This window comes from Streptomyces sp. NPDC000151 (assembly GCF_040301705.1).
In the GTDB taxonomy this organism is placed as follows: Bacteria; Actinomycetota; Actinomycetes; order Streptomycetales; family Streptomycetaceae; genus Streptomyces.
Window position 1 is genome coordinate 1 of sequence record NZ_JBEPFC010000142.1, and the last position, 18653, is coordinate 18653.

Genomic DNA, 18653 nt, shown 5'->3' on the forward strand with positions numbered 1-18653 from the left:
GTCCCGAGCTGCCGGACGCGGCGCGGCGCAGGCTCGCGCTGCTGCTGGCCGACCGGGGCGGACACCCCGGCAACCGACGCGGCGCGGCACCCGACCTGACGGAGCTGCTGCCGCAGTGGCTCGCGACGGCCGGGGAGCGGGGGTACCGCGCGCCCGCCGCACTGCTGCCGGCCCTGCTGGACGCGGCACGGGCCCGTACGGACCTGCGGCCCGCCGCGCTCGCGCTGGCCGGGCCCCGGGCGCTGTGGCTGGCGCGGCTGAACGACGACTGGAAGTTCGCGCTGCGCGGGATCGGTGGCGCGGCGGCACTGCCGGCGCGACAGGACCACGCGGCGAGCCAACGCCTTTGGGAGGAGGGACTGTTCGCGGAGCGGGTCGCGCTGCTGTCGGCGACCCGCCGGCTCGATCCGGCGGCGGGCCTGACGCTGCTCGCGGGCACGTGGTCCACCGAACGGGCCGAGGACCGGCTGATGTTCCTGGACTCGCTCCGCGAAGGACTGTCGCCGGCCGACGAGCCGTTCCTGGAAAAGGCGCTGTCCGACCGCAGCCGTAACGTCCGGGCGACAGCGGCCGAACTGCTCTCCGCCCTGCCGGAGTCCGCCCTCGCATCCCGCATGGCCGAACGCGCCACGGCCTGCGTCCGGCTCGGCGAGGGTGTCGAGTACGAGGGCACGGACGGAGATCGGCCGGCTGCGGGACCGGGGCCGGTCATCCTCGTAACGCCGCCGCGGGCGTGCGATGCGGGGATGGAGCGGGACGGGGTGGTGGCGAAGGCCCCGGCCGGCCGGGGCGAACGGGCGTGGTGGATGAGCCAGTTGCTCGAGGCGACGCCGCTCGGGGTGTGGTCGGGGCTACTGGAGGGCCGCGGCCCGGAGGAGATCGTCGCGCTGCCGGTGGCGGACGGGCGGCGTACGGAGGTGCACGACGCCTGGTGCCGGGCGGCGGTGCGCCAGCGCGACGCCGCCTGGGCACGGGCCCTCCTGGGCCCCCCGGGCAGTGGCGCTTCCGGCAGTGGCGCTGCCGGCAGTGGTGCTTCGGGGAGTGGGGCTTTGGGCAGTGGGGGTTCTGGCAGCGCCGCATCCGGTGGGGAGGCCGGGTCGTCGCGGGATGCGGCGAAGCTGCTGGGAGTACTGCCCGCGGGGGAACGCGCGGCGTGGGTGGCGCAGTTCGTCGCGTCGCACGGGCTGTCGGACGCGTTCCGGCTGCTGGGGGTGTGCGCCGTGCCGTGGACCGAGCCGCTCGGCCGGGCGGTGGTCGACGCGCTGGACATCGCGCGGGACGCCGGCAGCTATCCGTGGAGCTTCAGCGGGGTGATGGGGCTGGCCGAGCGGTGTCTGGACCCGGCAGCGGCGGACCGGCTCGACATGCTCACGGCCCAGGGCGGCGAACCGGAGGACGGCTCGCCCGGCGCGGACGGCTACTGGTCCGAAGCCTTCCAGCGCCTGGTCGGCACCCTCCGGCTCCGCGCCACGATGCACGCCGAACTGACCGAGCTCACGGAGCTCGCCGGGAGGGACACCCCGCGCGCCGGGGCGGGTTCCGGGCACGCCGGAGCGGGGCCGTGAGCCCCCGGGCAGGCCGCCGGACGGGGGCTCGGGCGGGTCCTCGGGCGCGGGGGTGCCCCGCGCCCGGGACGAGGCCAGGGCCGGGCCCGGGGCCAGGTACGGGGCCGAGCCCGGGGCCAGGGGCGGGGCCGACCCGCAGCCCGGGGCCAGTGCCAGGGCCAGTGCCGGGGCCAGTGCCGGGACGAGAGGCGGCTCGCTCAGGCCGTCAGCTGGCGGACGTTGGCGTTCACCCACTCGACGATGGAGGCCGTCGTGGCGCCCGGGGTGAAGATCTCGGCGACACCCTGCTTCTTGAGCGGCGCGATGTCGGCCTCCGGGATGATGCCGCCGCCGAAGACCTTGATGTCCTCCGCGTCGCGCTCCTTGAGCAGCTCGATCACCCGCGCGAAGAGGGTGTTGTGCGCCCCCGAGAGGATCGAGAGGCCGATCGCGTCGGCGTCCTCCTGGATCGCGGTGTCGACGATCTGCTCCGGGGTCTGATGGAGCCCGGTGTAGATGACCTCCATGCCCGCGTCCCGCAGGGCCCGCGCGATGACCTTGGCACCACGGTCGTGGCCGTCGAGTCCCGGCTTGGCCACCACCACACGGATCGGACCGGTCACACCCATCACTGCCTCCAAGCCAAGCGCGGCACCGGCCTTGACCAGCGCCGTCGAGCCGACAACCGAATATGCGGCCGCCTGGGCGGCCGCCAGCGTGAACGAACGTTATCCCCAGCATCGCGTACGGAGCCGTTTCGCGACATGGAGGGAGGGGGAAATCACACGTGGGACACGTTCGCTACGCGTCGTACGCCGCATCACCTCCGCCGCCGCAAGGCGGCGGGGGCGTCTGCGGGGCGGCGCAGGGAGCCGCAGCAGATTGCCGCACCGCCGCGTCGTAGCCGCGCGACACGGCAGTGCGCATTCCGGGTACGTACAGGCCCCCATGCACACGCACGGTGTGCGGGGAAGAGGTACCGCGTCACGTACGGACAGGCCGGCCGGGAGAGACGGAACGGACAGCATGGCCGGCACGTACGGCAGGCGCAGCAGCCGCGGGATCCGCGTCGGGTGACACCGTCGGCGGTCCGCGCCGGTACCGCAACGTCATCGGCGAGCACGGTGTACGGGGGCCGTGTACGCACCCAACGGCTCCCCATGAGGGCATGACGGGGGACAGAGGCGTCCTTCGCGTGCCGTTCGGGAGGTCGGCCGATGAAGGCCCTGCCCTTTCTCTGCTGTCTGATCCGCCCCTCCGCCGCCATGCTGCGCGTCACGGCCTGGGAACTGGCGGTGCTCGCCGGGCACCTGCTGCTGTACCCCATGGGCGTCTCGCAGGAGCAGGCCGCGGCAGCGGCAGCCCGCGCGCGTGCGGCCGCGAACTCGGCCGAGAACTCGACCGCAGGCTCGCCCGCCGACGCGACCGGAGGCTCGCCCGCCGACTCGGCCCCAGGCTCGCCCGCCGACTCGGCCGGAGACTCGGCCGTCGAGGCGGTACGCGATGCCGGACGGCCGCCGTCCGCACGTACGAAGACCGGGCCGACAGCCACCACGGCGAAAGCCACAACAACGAACTCCGGGACGAAGACCGCCGGGGCGAAGACCGCCACGGCCAATGCCGGCGTGAAGGCTGAGCCGAAAGCAGGGGCGCACGCCGGGGCGAGCGGCACAAGATCGAATGCGTGGTCGCAGGCCACGGCGGACACCGAGGCGGAGACGCTGCCCGCGCCCGCCATGCTGCCGACCGAGGGCCGGTCGCATCCGCCGGTGCTCCTGCTGCACGGCTTCATCGACAACCGTTCCGTCTTCGTACTGCTGCGCCGCTCGCTGCGCCGGCACGGCTGGTGCCACCTCGAGGCGCTCAACTACTCCCCTCTCACCTGCGACATACGCAAGGCCGCCGAGCTGCTCGGCCGGCACGTGGAAGACGTCTGCGAACGCACCGGGCACCGGCGCATCGACCTGGTGGGGCACAGCCTCGGCGGGCTGATCGCGCGGTACTACGTGCAGCGGCTGGGAGGGGACGCGCGGATCCGGACGCTGGTCACGCTCGGCACCCCGCACGGCGGCACCCGGCTCGCCTCGCTGCTGCCCGCGCATCCGCTCGTGCGGCAGATGCGGCCGGATTCCGACGTGATCAAGGAGTTGGCCCGGCCCGCGCCGAATTGCCGGACGTCTTTCGTCTGTTTCTGGAGCGATCTCGATCAGATGATGGTTCCGACCGAGACGGCACAGATCAATCATGCCGATCTGCGGAGCCGGAACATCCATGTCTCCGGTGTCGGACATCTGGCCTTTCCGGTCAACGGCACGGTCGCGGCCGGCATCCGCGAGGCGCTGGCCTCGGCTGATCCGACGAATCCGGCGCAGTCGGAGAATCCCGGCGACGTGGCGGACGAGGCCGCGTCCGACCAGGCGTCCGTCGCCTGACCGAGCACGACGGCTACGCCAATCGATCTCGAACATTCATCGAACGTGGCGCCAAGAACATGCCGGGCGTCCTCCGAAAGACGGCCAAATGCCCGGTCTGGAAGGGCCCGAAACCTACGGAAGATTGTCGCCGTCGCATACCGCCGGGTACAGTCGCCGCTAATTCTCCTGCTGCCGAGGCGAAAGAGAAGTTGGTGGTGAACGACCGTCACCCGTCGGGGAACCCAGACCCGACCGGCTCCGCTCCTGACGCCTCGTACGGGTCCCAGCCCGGTTACGAGCCGCACGGGCAGCAGGACGCCCAGCTCGGTTACGCCACGTACGACGGGTACACCACCGGCACGTACGACACCGGCGCGTACGCCGCCGGTACCTACGACACCGGTACGTATGACACCGGAACGTACGACGTGAGCGGTGCGTACGACGCCTACGGAGCGACCGCGTACGACACCGGTGCCTATGGCACGGTGACCTACGGCGGCGGGACGTACGACACCGGCACGTATGACACCACTGGCACGTATAACACCGGTACGTATGACGTGAGCGGTGCGCACGACCCGTATGCCTACCCTTCGCACGACACCACCGGCACGTACGACACCACGGGGACGTACAACACCGTGGGCACGTACGACACCGGAACGTACGACGTGAGCGGTGCGTACGACACCGGGACGTACGAGACCGGCGCGTACGACACCGCCTACCAGGGCGCGCAGTTCGAGACGGGCCAATTCGAGACGGGTCAGTTCCAGACAGGTCAGTTCGAAGCGACGCAGTTCGGGACCGGCTCCTTCGACAGCGGCCAGTACGACACCGGTCAGTACGACACCGGTCAATTCGACACCGGTCAGTTCGACACCGGCCACTACGAAGCCGCTGCCGAGTCCACCGCCGTCTTCTCCGCCGACGACCTGGCCGAGGCGGGCGCCGGGACCGACGCCGCCGACGGCGATCTCCACTCCGCCGTCACCGCGATCATCCCCACCCCCACCCTCTCCCCCGAAGCCGCGCCCGAAGGCGCTCCCGCAGCCGCTCCCGGTGGCCGTCGGGCCGCCCGGCGGGACGGGCACGGGAGTGGCGGCGGCCGGGGCCGGCGGCGTACGCCGAAGAAGTCCGCGCTGCTCACCGTCGCCGTGCCGTCCGTGGCCGCCATGGGCGTGTGCGCCGTGGCCGCCGCCTCCGTCTCCGGTGCGACCGACAAGGACGAGGACACCGCCGTACAGGCCGCTTCGGACGCCTCGGCGGTGAAGCCGTCGGCCGCGAACAACAAGCTGGACTCCCAGCTCTCCAGCCTGAGCGCGGACGCGAACGACTTCGCCGACCGTGCCAGTCGTACGCAGGAACGTCTCGACCTGCAGGCCCGCGAGGCCGCCGAGAAGAAGAAGCGGGCGGAGGAGGCGGCGCGCAAGGAGGCACTGCGGCCGAAGTTCGCGCTGCCGGTCAAGCAGCACGGGCTGAGCGCGCTCTTCGGGCAGGCCGGCGTCAACTGGATGTCGCTGCACTCCGGCATCGACTTCCCGGTCAGTTACGGCACGCCCGTGATGGCCGCGACCGACGGCACCGTCGTCACCAAGTGGAACCCCGCCTACGGCAACATGGTGGAGATCACCGCGCCGGACGGCACCGAGACCTGGTACTGCCACCTGAGCAGCGCGAAGATCCGCTCGGGCACGGTCAAGGCCGGCGACGTCATCGCGTACTCCGGCAACTCCGGCAACTCCACCGGCCCGCACCTGCACTTCGAGGTGCACCCCAACGGCGGCGACGCGATAGACCCGCTGCCCTGGCTGCGCTCCAAGGGCATCAACCCGAACTGAGCCGCGAGTACGCCGACGGCCCGGAACCCTGCTGAGGGTTCCGGGCCGTCGGCGTACGACTACAGCTTCCCCACCGGTTACAGCTTCTCCACCGGCGCATACCGCAGCAGCAGCCGCTTCGGCTTCTCGCCGCCGAAGTCGATCGTGGCCTCGGCGTTGTCGCCGCTGCCCTTGACCCCGACGACCGTGCCCAGCCCGAAGCTGTCGTGCGTGACGCGGTCGCCGATCGTCAGCGCGACCACCGGGCGGTCCTTCGCCCGCCGGGTCGCGAAGCCGCTCGGGCCCGCCTTGCTCCGCGAGGAGGACACCGAGGACGAGGCCCCGAAGCCGCCGGACAGGCCGGAGGAGCCGGAGGACAGCCCGCCCATGGAGGCGGAGGGCGTCGCGGGCCCGGTCCGCTTCCACTCGACGTACTCGTCCGGGATCTCCTCCAGGAAGCGGGACTGCGGGTTGTACTGGGGCTGGCCCCAGGCGCTGCGCATCGTGGAGCGGGTGAGGTACAGGCGCTCCTGGGCGCGCGTGATGCCGACGTACGCCAGCCGCCGCTCCTCCTCCAGCTCCTTGGTCTGGCCGAGCGCGCGCATGTGCGGGAAGACGCCGTCCTCCATGCCGGTCAGGAAGACGGTCGGGAACTCCAGACCCTTCGCGGTGTGCAGGGTCATGAGCGTGATGACGCCCGTGCCCTCCTCGTCCTCGTCGGGGATCTGGTCGGAGTCGGCGACCAGGGCGACCTGCTCCAGGAAGTCGGAGAGGGTGCCAGGGTTGGCCTCGTCGCGGTCCTGCTCGAATTCGAGGGCGACCGCGGCCAGCTCCTGGAGGTTCTCGATGCGGGTCTCGTCCTGCGGGTCCGTGGACGTCTGGAGCTCGGCCAGATAGCCCGTGCGCTCCAGGACGGCCTCCAGGACGGTCGCGGGCCCTGCGCCGGACTCGACGATGGTCCGCAGCTCCTCCATGAGCGTGTTGAAGCGCTTGACGGCGTTCGCAGAGCGCGCGGCCATGCCGTACGCCTCGTCGACGCGGCGCAGCGCCTGCGGGAAGGTGATCTTCTCGCGGGCCGAGAGGGCGTCGATCATCGCTTCGGCGCGGTCGCCGATGCCACGCTTCGGCACGTTCAGGATGCGGCGGAGCGGGACGGTGTCCTCGGGGTTGGACAGCACGCGCAGGTACGCGAGGACGTCCCGGACCTCCTTGCGCTCGTAGAAGCGCACGCCGCCGACGACCTTGTACGGCAGCCCGACCCGGATGAAGACTTCCTCGAAGACACGGGACTGGGCGTTCGTACGATAGAAGATCGCGACGTCGCCGGCCCTGGTCTCGCCCGCGTCCGTCAGCCGGTCGATCTCGTCGGCGACGAACTGCGCCTCGTCGTGCTCGGTGTCGGCGACATAGCCGGTGATCTTCGGGCCCGTGCCGGCGTCCGTCCAGAGGTTCTTCGGGCGGCGGTTCTCGTTGCGCTCGATGACGGCGTTGGCGGCCGAGAGGATCGTCTGCGTGGAGCGGTAGTTCTGCTCCAGCAGGATCGTGGTCGCGTTCGGGTAGTCCTCCTCGAACTGGAGGATGTTCCTGATCGTGGCGCCGCGGAAGGCGTAGATCGACTGGTCGGCGTCGCCCACGACGCACAGCTCGGCGGCGGGCACCTCGGGCGTCCCGGGGCCTACCAGCTCGCGCACGAGGGTGTACTGGGCGTGGTTCGTGTCCTGGTACTCGTCGACCAGCACGTGCCGGAAGCGGCGGCGGTAGTGGTCCGCGACGTCCGGGAACGCCTGCAGCAGATTCACCGTCGTCATGATGATGTCGTCGAAGTCCAGGGCGTTGGCCTCGCGCAGCCGCGCCTGGTACATCGCATACGCCTCGGCGAGGGTCTTCTCGAAGCCGTCGGCGGCCGTCCCGGCGAAGTCCTCGTGATCGATGAGCTCGTTCTTGAGATTGGAGACCTTGGCGCTGAAGGACTTGGGCGGGAAGCGCTTGGGGTCGAGGTCCAGGTCGCGGCAGACCAGGGCCATCAGGCGCTTGGAGTCGGCGGCGTCGTAGATCGAGAACGACGACGTGAAGCCCAGCTTCTTGGACTCGCGGCGCAGGATGCGCACGCAGGCGCTGTGGAAGGTGGACACCCACATGGCGTTGGCGCGCGGGCCGACCAGCTCCTCCACGCGCTCCTTCATCTCGCCCGCGGCCTTGTTCGTGAACGTGATCGCGAGGACCTGGCCGGGGTGGACGCCGCGCGCGCCGAGCAGATGCGCGATGCGGTGCGTGAGGACGCGGGTCTTGCCGGAGCCGGCGCCCGCGACGATGAGCAGCGGCGCGCCCGTGTGCACGACGGCGGCCTTCTGCTCGTCGTTCAGCCCCTCCAGCAGCGCGGCCGGGTCCACTGCGGGGCGGGCGGCGCCGTCGCGGTAGTACGCGTCCCGCTGCACGGGCGCGTCGAAGCGGCCGCCGAAGAGGTCGTGCGGCACCTCCTCCGCTGCCGGACGGTCCTCGTCCTCGGGAGGCGGCGGCTCCTCGTCCTTGGAATCGAGGTCCGCCAGGAAGCTGTCGTCAAAGAGGCTGCTCATCGCCCACCGAGTCTAGGCCGCCCCACCGACAACCCGGCCCCGGCCGCGAAATTCCGGGGATTACGGGGGTGCGGAGAATACGGCACGAGGCGGGCGGTCACGGGCAGAGAACGGCACCGGACAGTGCGTGGTCGGAACCGGTCCGGCATCGACCCGGACACGACGAGATCACGAAAAGGTTTCGGGCATATCGAACATCAGCCTTCACAGAAGTCACACGAGTTGGCTACCGTGCCGACCGGGCAGCCCGCCCCACCGCCCGGCGAAAGCGCCGGCACGGGCCGCCCCGCCGAGTCCGTACCGCCGCACCCAGGGCGGGCCGGAGCCGGGGACCCACACGCACGACCGGGGTGAATCGGCCGGCACGGAGCGATCCGTACGGCCGTAGGGCACCTTCCGTAGTACGGCCGCAGCGATGCGGCACGCGCCCGAACCCGACAGCTAACCCGGTAGGCGGTCCACGGAAGGAGTCGCCGGCCTTGGCGTCTCATCGCAAGCCGCGCACCCGCATCCTCGCCGTGCCCGCGCACCGCCGTACGGCGGCCGGGCTCACCACCGCGGCGCTCGCCTCCGTCACGCTGCTCACCCAGAGCGCGGACGCGGCACCCAGAAACCCCAAGCCCTCCATAGAAGAGGTCAAGAAGAAGGTCGACGGCCTGTACCGGCAGGCCGAGGTCGCCACCCAGAAGTACAACGCCGCCAAGGAGCGCGCCGGCACGCAGCGCGAGAAGGTGGACGGGCTGCGCGAGGCCGCGGCCCAGCGGACCGAGAAGATGAACGAGGCCCGGCGCGAGCTGGGCACCTTCGCCTCCGCGCAGTACCGCTCCGGCGGGCTGAGCCCGACCGCCCAGCTGATGCTGGCCCGGGACCCGCAGCAGTTCGTGGACCGCAACCACCTGATGGAGCGGCTCACCGGCCGCCAGCAGGAGGCGGTCGCCGACTACCAGGACCAGCAGGCGCAGGCCGCGCGCAAGCGGGCGCAGGCGACCCGGAGCCTGGAGGAGCTGCAGAAGTCCCAGGAGTCACTGAAGACGTCCAAGCGGGACGTCCAGGACAAGCTGACCGAGGCCCGGCAGCTGCTGTCCCGGCTGACCGCGCAGGAGAAGGCGCGGCTGGCGGAGCTGGACCGCAAGAAGAAGGCCGAGGCGCAGCGCAAGGCCGAGCGGCTGGCGCGGGAGCAGGCCGAGCGCGAGCAGCGGGAGCACCAGGACGACGGATCGGGCGGTACGGACGGCGGGTCCGGGACCGGCTCCGGGGGTGATACCGGGTCCGGTACGGGGTCGGGCTCCGGGGTGCCCGATGGTGCGTACGCAACCAAGGCGGAGAAGGCGCTCACCTTCGCCCGCGCGCAGCTGGGCAAGCCGTACGTGTGGGGCGCGACCGGCCCCACGTCGTACGACTGCTCAGGGCTGACCCAGGCGGCGTGGAAGGCGGCGGGCGTCTCGCTGCCGCGGACGACCTGGGACCAGGTGAAGACCGGCACGCGGGTCGCGACGAAGGACCTTCACCCCGGTGACCTGGTGTTCTTCTACGACGACATCAGCCACGTCGGGATGTACATCGGCGACGGCAAGATGATCCACGCGCCGAAGCCGGGCGCGAGCGTCCGCGTGGAGTCGATCTACTACATGCCGATCTACGGGAGCGTACGGCCGGCCTGAGCGGCACATGCCCGGAAACGACGAACCGCGCGACCGCCCCGGAGAACGAGGCAGTCGCGCGGTTCGTCGCGCCGAAGGTGGGGCGGCTCAGGTCCAGAGCAGCGCGATGAAGATGTTGACGACCGTGAGCAGGCCGACGAGCCCGAAGAGCGGCTTCTCCACCTTCTCCTCGTCACGCTTCACGTAGACCAGGCCCAGGATCACGATCAGGACGGCGAGCTTGACGCCGATCTTGATGTTGTTGACCGAGTAGTCCTGCATCTGGTTCAGGCCGACCAGGATGACGCCGGTCACCAGCATCGTGATCGCGCCGTGCAGCATCGCGGGCACGAAGCGGGCGGTGCCCGCGCCCATCGCCTTCATCTGCGTGAGGAAGCCGCCGAGCAGCGAAGCGATGCCGATGATGTGCAGCGCGACGAACACATTGATCACTACGTCCATAGTGGTCGATCGTAGCCCCGCCCCCGGCCCGGCCCTCGGGCAGGGCTGCCGTCGCTGCCCCGGCCCACCACCGGCCCGCCACCGGTCGGCACCTGCCGGTATCCGTCACCCCGTGGCCGAAAGCGAGCAATCCATGGCAGCGGAATGGACAAATACCGGCATTGCCCCGCCTCATGCCCGCCGGCAGGTTTAGCGTCCTCACCCAGGCGGTCGGCTCCCCATCGCCGTCGGATCCGCCCCGACGGCCGTCGGCCGCCCCCGCCGAGGTACGGCGGCGGCCCGCTCCCCCTTGTTACGGACCGCCGCCGTACCGCCCCCGTACCGCTCCCCTGTGCTTTGCTGTCGCGAGGAGAAACACGGGATAACTGGCGCCACACCAGTAACGAAAAACGATCCAGTCATCAATCAATTCCGCCACGGAATTCCGACCGTACGGTCGGAATTCAATGCAGCCGCGGTACATGGCCGCTCACCACGAAGTCCCGCAGCAGGTCCATCGCCCGCCGCGGCGCCTCCCGGAAGACGCCGTGCCCCGCCTTGGCCAGTACGTGCAGCCGTACGTCCGTATGACTCAGCCGGTGCGCGAAGCGGCGGGCCGCCGACGCGGTCGCCACCGGGTCCTGCTCCCCCGCCAATATCATCGTCCGGCACGCGAGCCGGTCCAGCCCGCGCCAAGGGTCGAACTCCCGCGCCAGCACCATCCGGAAGTGGTCCAGCACATCGTCGTTCCAGCGCACCCGGCGCAGCCGGTCCGGGCCGGCCGGGTCCCCGCCCGGCTGCTGCGAGTACAGCGGCAGGCAGATCCGCTCCCACGCGTCGGTCATCTCGTCGCCCGTGTCGCCCGCCCAGTAGCGCAGCGCGACGTCCCGGGCCTCGGCCCCTCCCAGCCGTTCGAACATCTCCAGCCGTTCGTACGTGTCGCCGGGCATCACGCTGTCCAGCACCAGCCCCGCGAACCGGTCGGGGTGCCGGATGGCCGCCAGCAGCGCGACCCAGCCGCCGCTGGACGTACCGACGAGAACGGGCCGTTCGATCTCCAGCGCGTCGCAGAAGTCGATCGCGTCGTCCGCCCACCGCTCCCACGTCCACTGCAGCGGCCCACTGCGCACGGAACGACCACTTCCGCGCTGATCCAGGTAGATGACCTGAGCGAAACCGGCCGCGGCGGAAAACTCCGGCTTGAACAGGGTGTGATCCGCTCCCGGCCCCCCGTGGAGCAGCACGATCGTCGGCCGTTCGGCCATGTCCGGGCCGTCCGTCACCAGTTGGGCTCCCTCCACATCGAAGTAGAGCCGAACACCATCACCGATATGTACCCGCACGGCCCTTGACCTCTCTCAAGTAGCCTGATTTTCCAAGGATTCGGGTGGCCCCCGCAGCGTTATGCAAGGAGGCCGAATTCCATCGTCACTATTGCGAAGCTCTCGCAATACGATCGGGTCCGTGGACACAATGACCGAGCACCACCGCGTGCCTGTGGCACGGCCGGAGGTCGTACGCGCTTGGGTGGACGGCTGGGTACGTTCGCGCGGCACGGACGGCGCGGTCGCGGTACCGGGCGGCTTCCGGATAGCCGTCGGCCGCACGGACCAGGTCGCGCGGTACGTCCTGCCCGCGGCCGACCCCGGCGTGCTGCGCCGGCTGTCCGCCGCGCTCATCACGCCGGGCCTGTGGCTGAAGGTCTGCGCACCCCGCTCGGTCGTCGAGCCCGCGCTGCCGGCGTCCTGGGACTTCCAGGCCCCGGAATACCTGATGACCGCCCCCCTGGGGCGCGCGGTGCGCATCGGGAAGCGCGGCGAGGTGCCCGACGGGCTGCGGGACGGGCTCGTGCCGGGGGCCGCGCCCGCGCCGCCGCCGGATCCGGCCGTGCTGCCCGGCGGATACGTCGTCGAGACGGTCGCCCAGGGCGACCTCGTCGACGCGCGCGCCTTCAGCGCGACGGGCGAGGTCGCCGCGGGCGGCCGCGTCGCTCTGGCCGGCACGGTGGCGGTCTTCGACCGCGTGCGTACGGACCCGGCGCACCGCCGCCAGGGCCTGGGCCGCGTCGTGATGACGGCCCTGGCAGCGCGCGCCGCGCAGCGGGGGGCCACGCAGGGGCTCCTGGTGGCCCGGGACGACGGCCTGTCCCTGTACCGGGCGATGGGCTGGGAGCTCCACTCCCCAGTGACCACGGCAGTGCTCCGCAGACGGGGGACGCGGTGACTATCCGCCCACGGCGGCGTACCCGACAAACGCCGCCCAGGCCGATGGGGCTATCGCCAGACGGGGCCCGTCCGGCTCCTTGCTGTCCCGCACGTATACGCGTGCCGCGTGTTCGGCGACCTCGACGCAAGCAGAACCCTCGCTGTCGCTGTAACTGGACTTGAACCACGTGAGACGGTCACTCATAGCTCTTCCGCCACCTTCCTGATGAACGCAGCCGACTCCTCGATGCCGAGGGCTTCCGTGCGGATCATGCCATGCACCTGCCGGAGCACACTCACCTTGTCGGCGTCGCCGTGGAGCACGCTCGTCTGCTGGCCTTCGGCAAAGGCATAGTGCTCGTGGCCAGCCGTTTCGAGAAGTACCAAGTTCCCGGCCAGCGACAACCCTGCGCACCTTCCGGCGGGAAGCACCTGGATCGAGACGTTCCGCAGTTCGCCCAGCTTGAGCAGGGATTCCAGCTGCCGTCGCATGCCCTCCCGCCCGCCCACCCCAGTACGAAGCGCAGCCTCGTACACGACGAACGCGTAGACGACATTCGGACGCCGCGTCAACGCCTCCTGGCGGCGCAGCCGAGCCGCGACACGCTCGTCAACTGTTTCGTCGTCCAGTGGTGGACAGTGCCCGCCGATGAGCGCGCGGGCGTACTCTTCCGTCTGCAACAGCCCCGGAATGAGCAGCGGTTCGTACCAGTGCAGCGCGATCGCCTCGGCTTCCAGCGCCATGTACTCGTGCGAGCGGGTGGGGTAGGGCTCCGGTTTCAGGTAGTCCCGCGCCGCCAGCAGTAGCCCGTGTGCCTCACACATTTCGTCCGCAGCCTGGAGAAGCTTGACCGTCGGTCGCCGTCGGCCCTGCTCCATGGACTTGACCGACTCGTAGGCGTAATCGGACGCCTCGCACAACTGCTCGCGCGTGACGCCTGCATGGCCGCGCCATAGCTTGATCTGGTTACCGCAGTACCGCCACGCATCCGTCATCGCGTTCATCCTCCGGGTACCGGTCGGGTACCTCAGGTGACCATCGCGGCCGTACCCGATCCGTCACTTCTCAGGCTATTACCGAGCGGTCACGCTCTGTGCATGACCGACGGAACACCTCAAGACATCGAGTGGCGTTTGCCGCGTACCGCGCGGAGTGTCGGGAGGGCGCGTACACTGCTCGCCGCACAGGCGCGGTCGTGGAAGGTTCCCGATGAAATCGCCGTCACCGCCGTGCTGTTGCTCAGCGAGCTGATGACCAACGCCTGCCGGCACGCGCGCGTCTCGCCCGGGCGGGAGTTGCGGGCCCGCGCGCTCGTGCGCGGCAACCGGCTCCGGATCGAGGTCGCGGACGCGAGCCGCGCCGCGCCCGTGCCACGGGCCGCCGGGCTCGGCGACGAGTCGGGCCGCGGCCTCGCCCTCGTCGAGGCACTCGCGGACGCGTGGGGCACCGAGCCCCGCCCGTACCGCATCGGCAAGACCGTGTGGTGCGAACTCCGGCTGCCCTCTGACGAAGTCAGATCAGGCGGCGGGCCGTTGCCCAGCGGGTGAGCTCGTGACGGTTGGAGAGCTGGAGCTTGCGGAGGACCGCCGAGACGTGGGACTCGACCGTCTTGACGGAGATGAAGAGCTGCTTGGCGATCTCCTTGTACGCATAGCCGCGCGCGATCAAACGCAGCACCTCGCGTTCGCGCTGCGTGAGGCGGTCCAGGTCCTCGTCGACCGGCGGCGCGTCCGTGTTGGCGAACGCGTCGAGGACGAAACCGGCCAGGCGGGGCGAGAACACCGCGTCGCCGTCCTTGACGCGGAAGATCGCGTCGACGAGGTCCGTGCCGGTGATCGTCTTCGTGACATAGCCGCGCGCGCCGCCTCGGATGACGCCGATGACGTCCTCGGCCGCGTCCGAGACGGAGAGCGCGAGGAAGCGGACGGGGCGGTCCGGGTCGGCCATGAGAGGCGCGCACCGGCGCAGTACCTCCACGCCGCCGCCCCCGGGGAGGTGCACGTCCAGCAGGACCACCTCGGGGCGCGTGGCCGTGATGACCGTGACCGCCTGGTCGACGTCCGCGGCCTCGCCGACCACCTCGACACCGGTCGAGTCCGTCTGCCCGATCTCGGCCTGGACGCCGGTACGGAACATCCGGTGGTCGTCGACCAGGACCACCCGCGCGCGCCGGGTCTCCCCCTCGCCGCTCCCCTGTGCTGCTTCCGTCGCACTCATTCCGCGGCCGCCCTCTCCATTTCCAGTTCCACTTCCGTCCCCCCGTCCGGGGCCGAGCGCAGCCGCGCCGTACCGCCGTTGCGCTGCATCCGCCCGATGATGGACTCCCGTACACCCATCCGGTCACCCGGCACCGCGTCCAGGTCGAAGCCCGGCCCCCGGTCGCGTACCGACACGAACACCGACCGGCCCTCCACCTCGGCGAAAACCTGCACCGCGCCGCCGCTGCCACCGTACTTGGCCGCGTTCACCATCGCCTCGCGCGCGGCCTGCAACTGGGCGCCCAGCCGCTCGTCCAGCGCGCAGTCGCCGACGACCACGACCTCGATCGGCACGCCGTGCGCATCCTCGACCTCCGCCGCCGCCTTGCGCACGGCGTCCGCGAGGCGGTCCGGCTCCTCGTTCTCCTCCTTGCCGCGCCCCTCCGGCTTGTACAGCCAGGCCCGCAGCTCGCGCTCCTGCGCGCGGGCGAGGCGGGCCACCTCCCGGGGGTCGTCGGCGCTGCGCTGGATGAGGGTGAGGGTGTGCAGTACGGAATCGTGGACATGAGCCGCGACCTCGGCCCGCTCCTGCGCGCGGATGCGCATCAGGCGCTCCTCGGAGAGGTCCTGCCCCATGCGGACCAGGTACGGGCCCGCCAGCAGCGCGATGCCGACGACGACGGCGAGCGCGGCCTGCAGTACCGAGCCGAGGTTCCGGACCGAGCCCTGGAGGACCACGATGGCGGTGACGCCGATGCCGACCAGGAGGACGCCCGCCGCGCCGCGTACGACGGGCAGCACGCCCTTGCGGCGGCTGATCTCCAGCCACTGGGCGCGGCGGGCGTTGTCGGCCTGCCGCCAGACCAGGGCGACGCCCGCGCCGATCAGCAGGGCCGGCCAGAAGTAGGCGTTGGCGCGGCCCAGCTGGAACTGCGAGGCGAGCACCGACGCGCCGACGACCAGCGCGATCAGGGCGAAGATCTGGCCCTTGTCGAGGCGGCGGAAGCGGCGGCGCCAGCCTTCGGGGGCGGTGCCGGCGGGAGCGTACGGGGAGTACGGGATGCGCCCGGCGTGCCGCTGGGCGTCGACGCCGCCGACCCCCAGGGGAACGAAGAACCAGAACGCGGCATACAGGAGCGCGCCCATCCCCTGCGCCACGAAGAGGGCGAGGAAGACGATCCGTACCCAGGAGACGGGCAGCCCCAGGTGCCCGGCCAGGCCGCGGGCGACGCCGCCCAGGAGCCGGCCGTCGGCGCTGCGGTAGAGGCGGCGCGGAGCCGGCTCCACGGGGTCGGGCGCCGGGGCGTAGGGGCCCTCGGCACGGGGCGGCGCGGTCGTCATGCTCCCGATCGTCACACGGGGGCGGGCGTCCGGGCATCAGGGTCGACCCTGATCGTCCCCTGATCGGTCGCGGAGAGGGCACCGGCCTGGCGGGGAGGGCCCCGGCCCGTCAGCTGCCCGACTGCTTGTCGCGGAAGCCGTCCCGGGCCACCTCGAAGACGTCCTGGAACTTCGGCCACTGGTCCTTCGGCGCCGACAGGTAGATCGCGTACTCGTCCTCGCCCTCCTTGCCGAAGCCGAGGTCGATGGCGCGGAAGTCGCGCACCCGGCCCTTGAAGGTGAACTCCCAGATCGCCGCCGGCTGCCCCCGGAACAGGGTGTCCTGCAGCCGCAGCCGCTCATACCCCGGCGCCTTGCTCCGAAGCTGCTGCTCAACCTGCTCGAAGTGGCGGACGTGATTCGAACTGGCGAAGTTCAGCACACTGACCTTCAGGCCGACGAGACCGGAGGGGGCCAGGTAGTCGACCTCGTTGCGCTCCGGCATGTACTGGCGGGTCCAGCCGTTCGGCACGGGGAAGGAGACGCCGAACTCCTTCTCGGTGACGAGGTGATAGCCCGCCGGGACCTTCGGCGGCTTCTGCTCGTCCTCGCCGTCGCCGCCCCCGGAGGCGGAGGCGGACGGCGTGGCCGGGTCGTCGGAGATCCCGGGGATCCCCTTCACCCCGCTGCCGTCCTGCAGCAGGTACAGCACGCCCGCCACCACCGCGCCCATGGCCACGAAGGCCAGCGCGCCCCACAGGACGGCGCCCAGGCGCCGGCGGCGGGCGGGCGCCGCCGGCACGCCCACGGGGACGCGGCTGGTGGCGGCGGTGTCGCGCTGAGTGGGGACGTGAACCGGGACGGGAGCGGGGGTGGGGGTGGGGGCGGGGAGGCCGTTGGCGCCGGTTCCAGTGCCCGTGCCCGTGCTCGCGAACGGCCCCGTGCCCGCGCCCGTACTCGTGCTCGCGAACGGCCCCGTACCCGTCCCCGTGCCCGTTCCCGTACTCGTACCGGTGTCCCCGGTGTCCCGCCAGCCGCCCGGCGTCAGCAGTTCCGTCGCGGCCTCGGAGGCGGGCGCGCGCAGGGTGCGCTCGACGGTCTCGGCCGTCGGACGCTCCGACGGCTCCTTGGCGAGCAGCGCCTCGATGAGGCCGGTGAGCGGCCCGGCGTTGCGGGGCGGGAGCAGCGGGTCCATGGCGATCGCGTACGCCGTCTCGACCGCGGTGGTCTTGCGGAACGGCGGCCGGCCCTCGACCGCCTGGTACAGCGTCGCGCCCAGCGCCCACAGGTCGGAGGCGGGGCCTGGGGTGCCGCCCTTGACGCGCTCGGGCGCCAAGTAGTCGATGGAGCCGACCAGTTCGCCGGTCTTGGTGAGGGTGGACGTGCCGCTGGCCACCGCGATCCCGAAGTCGGTGAGCACCACCCGGCCGTCGTCGCCGAGCAGGACGTTGCCGGGCTTGACGTCGCGGTGCAGGACGCCGGCCGCGTGCGCGGCGCGCAGTGCGACGATCATGCCGCGGCCGATCCGCGCGACCTCATCGGGCGGCACGCCGCCACCGGAGAGCGCGGCCTCCTTGATGATGTCCCCGAGGGTCACGGAGGGGACGTACTCCATGACGATGCAGGGCAGGCCCGCGTCGTCGACGACGTCGTGGACGCCGACGACGTTGGAGTGGTTGATGCGGGCCGCGGCCCGGGCCTCGCGGCGGGTGCGTTCGTTACGGGTGGCCAGTTCGTCCGGCTCCAGCTGCAGCGAGGAGGCGTGCAGGCGCTTGACCGCGACCTGGCGGCCCAGCAGTTCGTCGTGCGCCCGCCAGACGGTGCCCATGCCGCCCTGGCCGATGCGTTCGAGCAGGCGGTACCGCCCGGCGACCAGCCGACCCTCGTCCACCGCAGCCTCCGACACCGCACGCCCTCCGGCTCCCCCGTAACCCGTCAGAGAGCAACGATAGTCAACAGAGCCACACCCGTTACCGGCCGGTCGCCACCGAGTCCGGGATCTCAGGGTCCGGCCAGGGTTGTCACTGATGCCCGGTGACGCCTCCGCTTGTCACCATGGGCGCATGAACGATGCTTCGCCGTCGCATGGCGCGACCGCCGAGACCACCGGGCCCCCGCCCCCGCCACCACTGCGGCGCAGCCGGCGGCAGAAGGTGGTGGCCGGGGTGTGCGGCGGCATGGGGCGGCACTGGGACCTGGATCCGGTGATCTTCCGCATCGTGCTCGCCGTACTGGCCGTCAGCAGCGGCATCGGCCTCATCGTGTACGGCTTCGCCTGGCTGCTGATCCCGCTGGAGGGCGAGGACGAGAACGAGGGGCGGCGGCTGCTGTCCGGGCGGGTCGAGGGCGCGGCGCTGACCGCGGTCCTCGTCGCGCTGGTCGGCTGCGGGCTCTTCCTGTCGGTACTGGGCCGGGGCGGCGGCCTGGCGTTCACGCTCATGCTGGCGCTCGCGGTGGCCGGCTCGGCGTACTGGTCGAAGCAGCGGCGGGCCGGG

16 protein-coding genes and 1 riboswitch are annotated in these 18653 nt (G+C 71.5%); of the genes, 7 read left to right on the forward strand and 9 right to left on the reverse strand.

The window, feature by feature from the left end; translation table 11 throughout:
* Positions 1–1565, forward strand: a 1565-nt coding sequence (locus tag ABT381_RS28950; RefSeq protein ID WP_351599527.1) for a DUF5691 domain-containing protein, incomplete at its 5' end; no start/stop codon positions are given.
* 197 nt (positions 1566–1762) lie between these two features.
* On the opposite strand, the gene icmB is transcribed toward ABT381_RS28950, so the two are convergent.
* Complete coding sequence (gene icmB, locus ABT381_RS28955) at positions 1763–2173, reverse strand: coenzyme B12-dependent isobutyryl CoA mutase small subunit (RefSeq protein ID WP_351599528.1); 411 nt, start codon at positions 2171–2173, stop codon at positions 1763–1765.
* A gap of 996 nt (positions 2174–3169) precedes the next feature.
* Between icmB and ABT381_RS28960 the strand changes: the two genes are divergently transcribed.
* A complete protein-coding gene (locus tag ABT381_RS28960; RefSeq protein WP_351599539.1) occupies positions 3170–3976 on the forward strand; it encodes an alpha/beta hydrolase in 807 nt (268 codons plus the stop codon).
* Positions 3977–4173: 197 nt separating this feature from the next.
* A complete protein-coding gene (locus ABT381_RS28965) occupies positions 4174–5802 on the forward strand; it encodes a M23 family metallopeptidase (protein ID WP_351599540.1) in 1629 nt (542 codons plus the stop codon).
* Positions 5803–5879: 77 nt separating this feature from the next.
* Here ABT381_RS28965 and pcrA read toward each other — a convergent pair whose 3' ends face one another.
* Entirely contained in the window at positions 5880–8354 is a 2475-nt protein-coding gene (gene pcrA, locus ABT381_RS28970) for a DNA helicase PcrA (protein ID WP_351599529.1), read from the reverse strand.
* Between the two features lie 291 nt (positions 8355–8645).
* Positions 8646–8825, forward strand: a riboswitch (cyclic di-AMP (ydaO/yuaA leader).
* Between the two features lie 8 nt (positions 8826–8833).
* Here pcrA and ABT381_RS28975 point away from each other — a divergent pair.
* On the forward strand, positions 8834–10015 hold the full coding sequence (locus ABT381_RS28975; protein WP_351599530.1) for a C40 family peptidase: 1182 nt from the start codon (positions 8834–8836) through the stop codon (positions 10013–10015).
* An 87-nt stretch (positions 10016–10102) separates the two neighbouring features.
* On the opposite strand, the gene ABT381_RS28980 is transcribed toward ABT381_RS28975, so the two are convergent.
* On the reverse strand, positions 10103–10456 hold the full coding sequence (locus ABT381_RS28980; RefSeq protein ID WP_030254273.1) for a hypothetical protein: 354 nt from the start codon (positions 10454–10456) through the stop codon (positions 10103–10105).
* Between the two features lie 443 nt (positions 10457–10899).
* Positions 10900–11718 (reverse strand): alpha/beta fold hydrolase, encoded by an 819-nt coding sequence (locus tag ABT381_RS28985; RefSeq protein ID WP_351599531.1) that lies wholly within the window; start codon positions 11716–11718, stop codon positions 10900–10902.
* Between the two features lie 190 nt (positions 11719–11908).
* Between ABT381_RS28985 and ABT381_RS28990 the strand changes: the two genes are divergently transcribed.
* On the forward strand, positions 11909–12658 hold the full coding sequence (locus ABT381_RS28990) for a GNAT family N-acetyltransferase (RefSeq protein WP_351599541.1): 750 nt from the start codon (positions 11909–11911) through the stop codon (positions 12656–12658).
* Here the strand turns inward: ABT381_RS28990 and ABT381_RS28995 are convergent, their stop codons facing one another.
* Together ABT381_RS28995 and ABT381_RS29000 are read right to left on the reverse strand one after the other, a co-directional pair.
* The gene (locus ABT381_RS28995) at positions 12659–12844 is read right to left on the reverse strand and encodes a DUF397 domain-containing protein (protein ID WP_351599532.1); all 186 of its coding nucleotides are present in this window, start codon (positions 12842–12844) and stop codon (positions 12659–12661) included.
* A complete protein-coding gene (locus tag ABT381_RS29000; protein WP_351599533.1) occupies positions 12841–13635 on the reverse strand; it encodes a helix-turn-helix domain-containing protein in 795 nt (264 codons plus the stop codon). The genes ABT381_RS28995 and ABT381_RS29000 overlap by 4 nt, the downstream gene beginning before the upstream one ends.
* 102 nt (positions 13636–13737) lie before the next feature.
* Between ABT381_RS29000 and ABT381_RS29005 the strand changes: the two genes are divergently transcribed.
* On the forward strand, positions 13738–14187 hold the full coding sequence (locus ABT381_RS29005; RefSeq protein ID WP_351599534.1) for an ATP-binding protein: 450 nt from the start codon (positions 13738–13740) through the stop codon (positions 14185–14187).
* On the opposite strand, the gene ABT381_RS29010 is transcribed toward ABT381_RS29005, so the two are convergent.
* From ABT381_RS29010 to ABT381_RS29020, 3 genes are all read right to left on the reverse strand, one after another.
* Positions 14153–14857 carry a LuxR C-terminal-related transcriptional regulator gene (locus ABT381_RS29010; RefSeq protein WP_351599535.1) on the reverse strand — a complete coding sequence of 235 codons (705 nt, stop codon included), beginning with the start codon at positions 14855–14857 and terminating at the stop codon, positions 14153–14155. The two genes, ABT381_RS29005 and ABT381_RS29010, sit on opposite strands and share 35 nt — an antisense overlap.
* Entirely contained in the window at positions 14854–16179 is a 1326-nt protein-coding gene (locus tag ABT381_RS29015) for a PspC domain-containing protein (protein ID WP_351599536.1), read from the reverse strand. The genes ABT381_RS29010 and ABT381_RS29015 overlap by 4 nt, the downstream gene beginning before the upstream one ends.
* A gap of 109 nt (positions 16180–16288) precedes the next feature.
* Positions 16289–18064 (reverse strand): serine/threonine-protein kinase, encoded by a 1776-nt coding sequence (locus tag ABT381_RS29020; RefSeq protein ID WP_351599537.1) that lies wholly within the window; start codon positions 18062–18064, stop codon positions 16289–16291.
* Between the two features lie 157 nt (positions 18065–18221).
* Between ABT381_RS29020 and ABT381_RS29025 the strand changes: the two genes are divergently transcribed.
* The coding region (locus ABT381_RS29025) for a PspC domain-containing protein (protein ID WP_351599538.1) at positions 18222–18653 on the forward strand (432 nt) is incomplete at its 3' end.

What these genes read in the sequence shown, in the direction of transcription:
- icmB (WP_351599528.1), bottom strand. Translation starts at nt 2,173, where the DNA reads ATGGGTGTGACCGGTCCGATCCGTGTGGTGGTGGCCAAGCCGGGACTC.
- pcrA (WP_351599529.1), bottom strand. Translation starts at nt 8,354, where the DNA reads ATGAGCAGCCTCTTTGACGACAGCTTCCTGGCGGACCTCGATTCCAAG.
- ABT381_RS28980 (WP_030254273.1), bottom strand. Translation starts at nt 10,456, where the DNA reads ATGGACGTAGTGATCAATGTGTTCGTCGCGCTGCACATCATCGGCATC.
- ABT381_RS28990 (WP_351599541.1), top strand. Translation starts at nt 11,909, where the DNA reads ATGACCGAGCACCACCGCGTGCCTGTGGCACGGCCGGAGGTCGTACGC.
- ABT381_RS28995 (WP_351599532.1), bottom strand. Translation starts at nt 12,844, where the DNA reads ATGAGTGACCGTCTCACGTGGTTCAAGTCCAGTTACAGCGACAGCGAG.
- ABT381_RS29000 (WP_351599533.1), bottom strand. Translation starts at nt 13,635, where the DNA reads ATGACGGATGCGTGGCGGTACTGCGGTAACCAGATCAAGCTATGGCGC.
- ABT381_RS29005 (WP_351599534.1), top strand. Translation starts at nt 13,738, where the DNA reads ATGACCGACGGAACACCTCAAGACATCGAGTGGCGTTTGCCGCGTACC.
- ABT381_RS29010 (WP_351599535.1), bottom strand. Translation starts at nt 14,857, where the DNA reads ATGAGTGCGACGGAAGCAGCACAGGGGAGCGGCGAGGGGGAGACCCGG.
- ABT381_RS29015 (WP_351599536.1), bottom strand. Translation starts at nt 16,179, where the DNA reads ATGACGACCGCGCCGCCCCGTGCCGAGGGCCCCTACGCCCCGGCGCCC.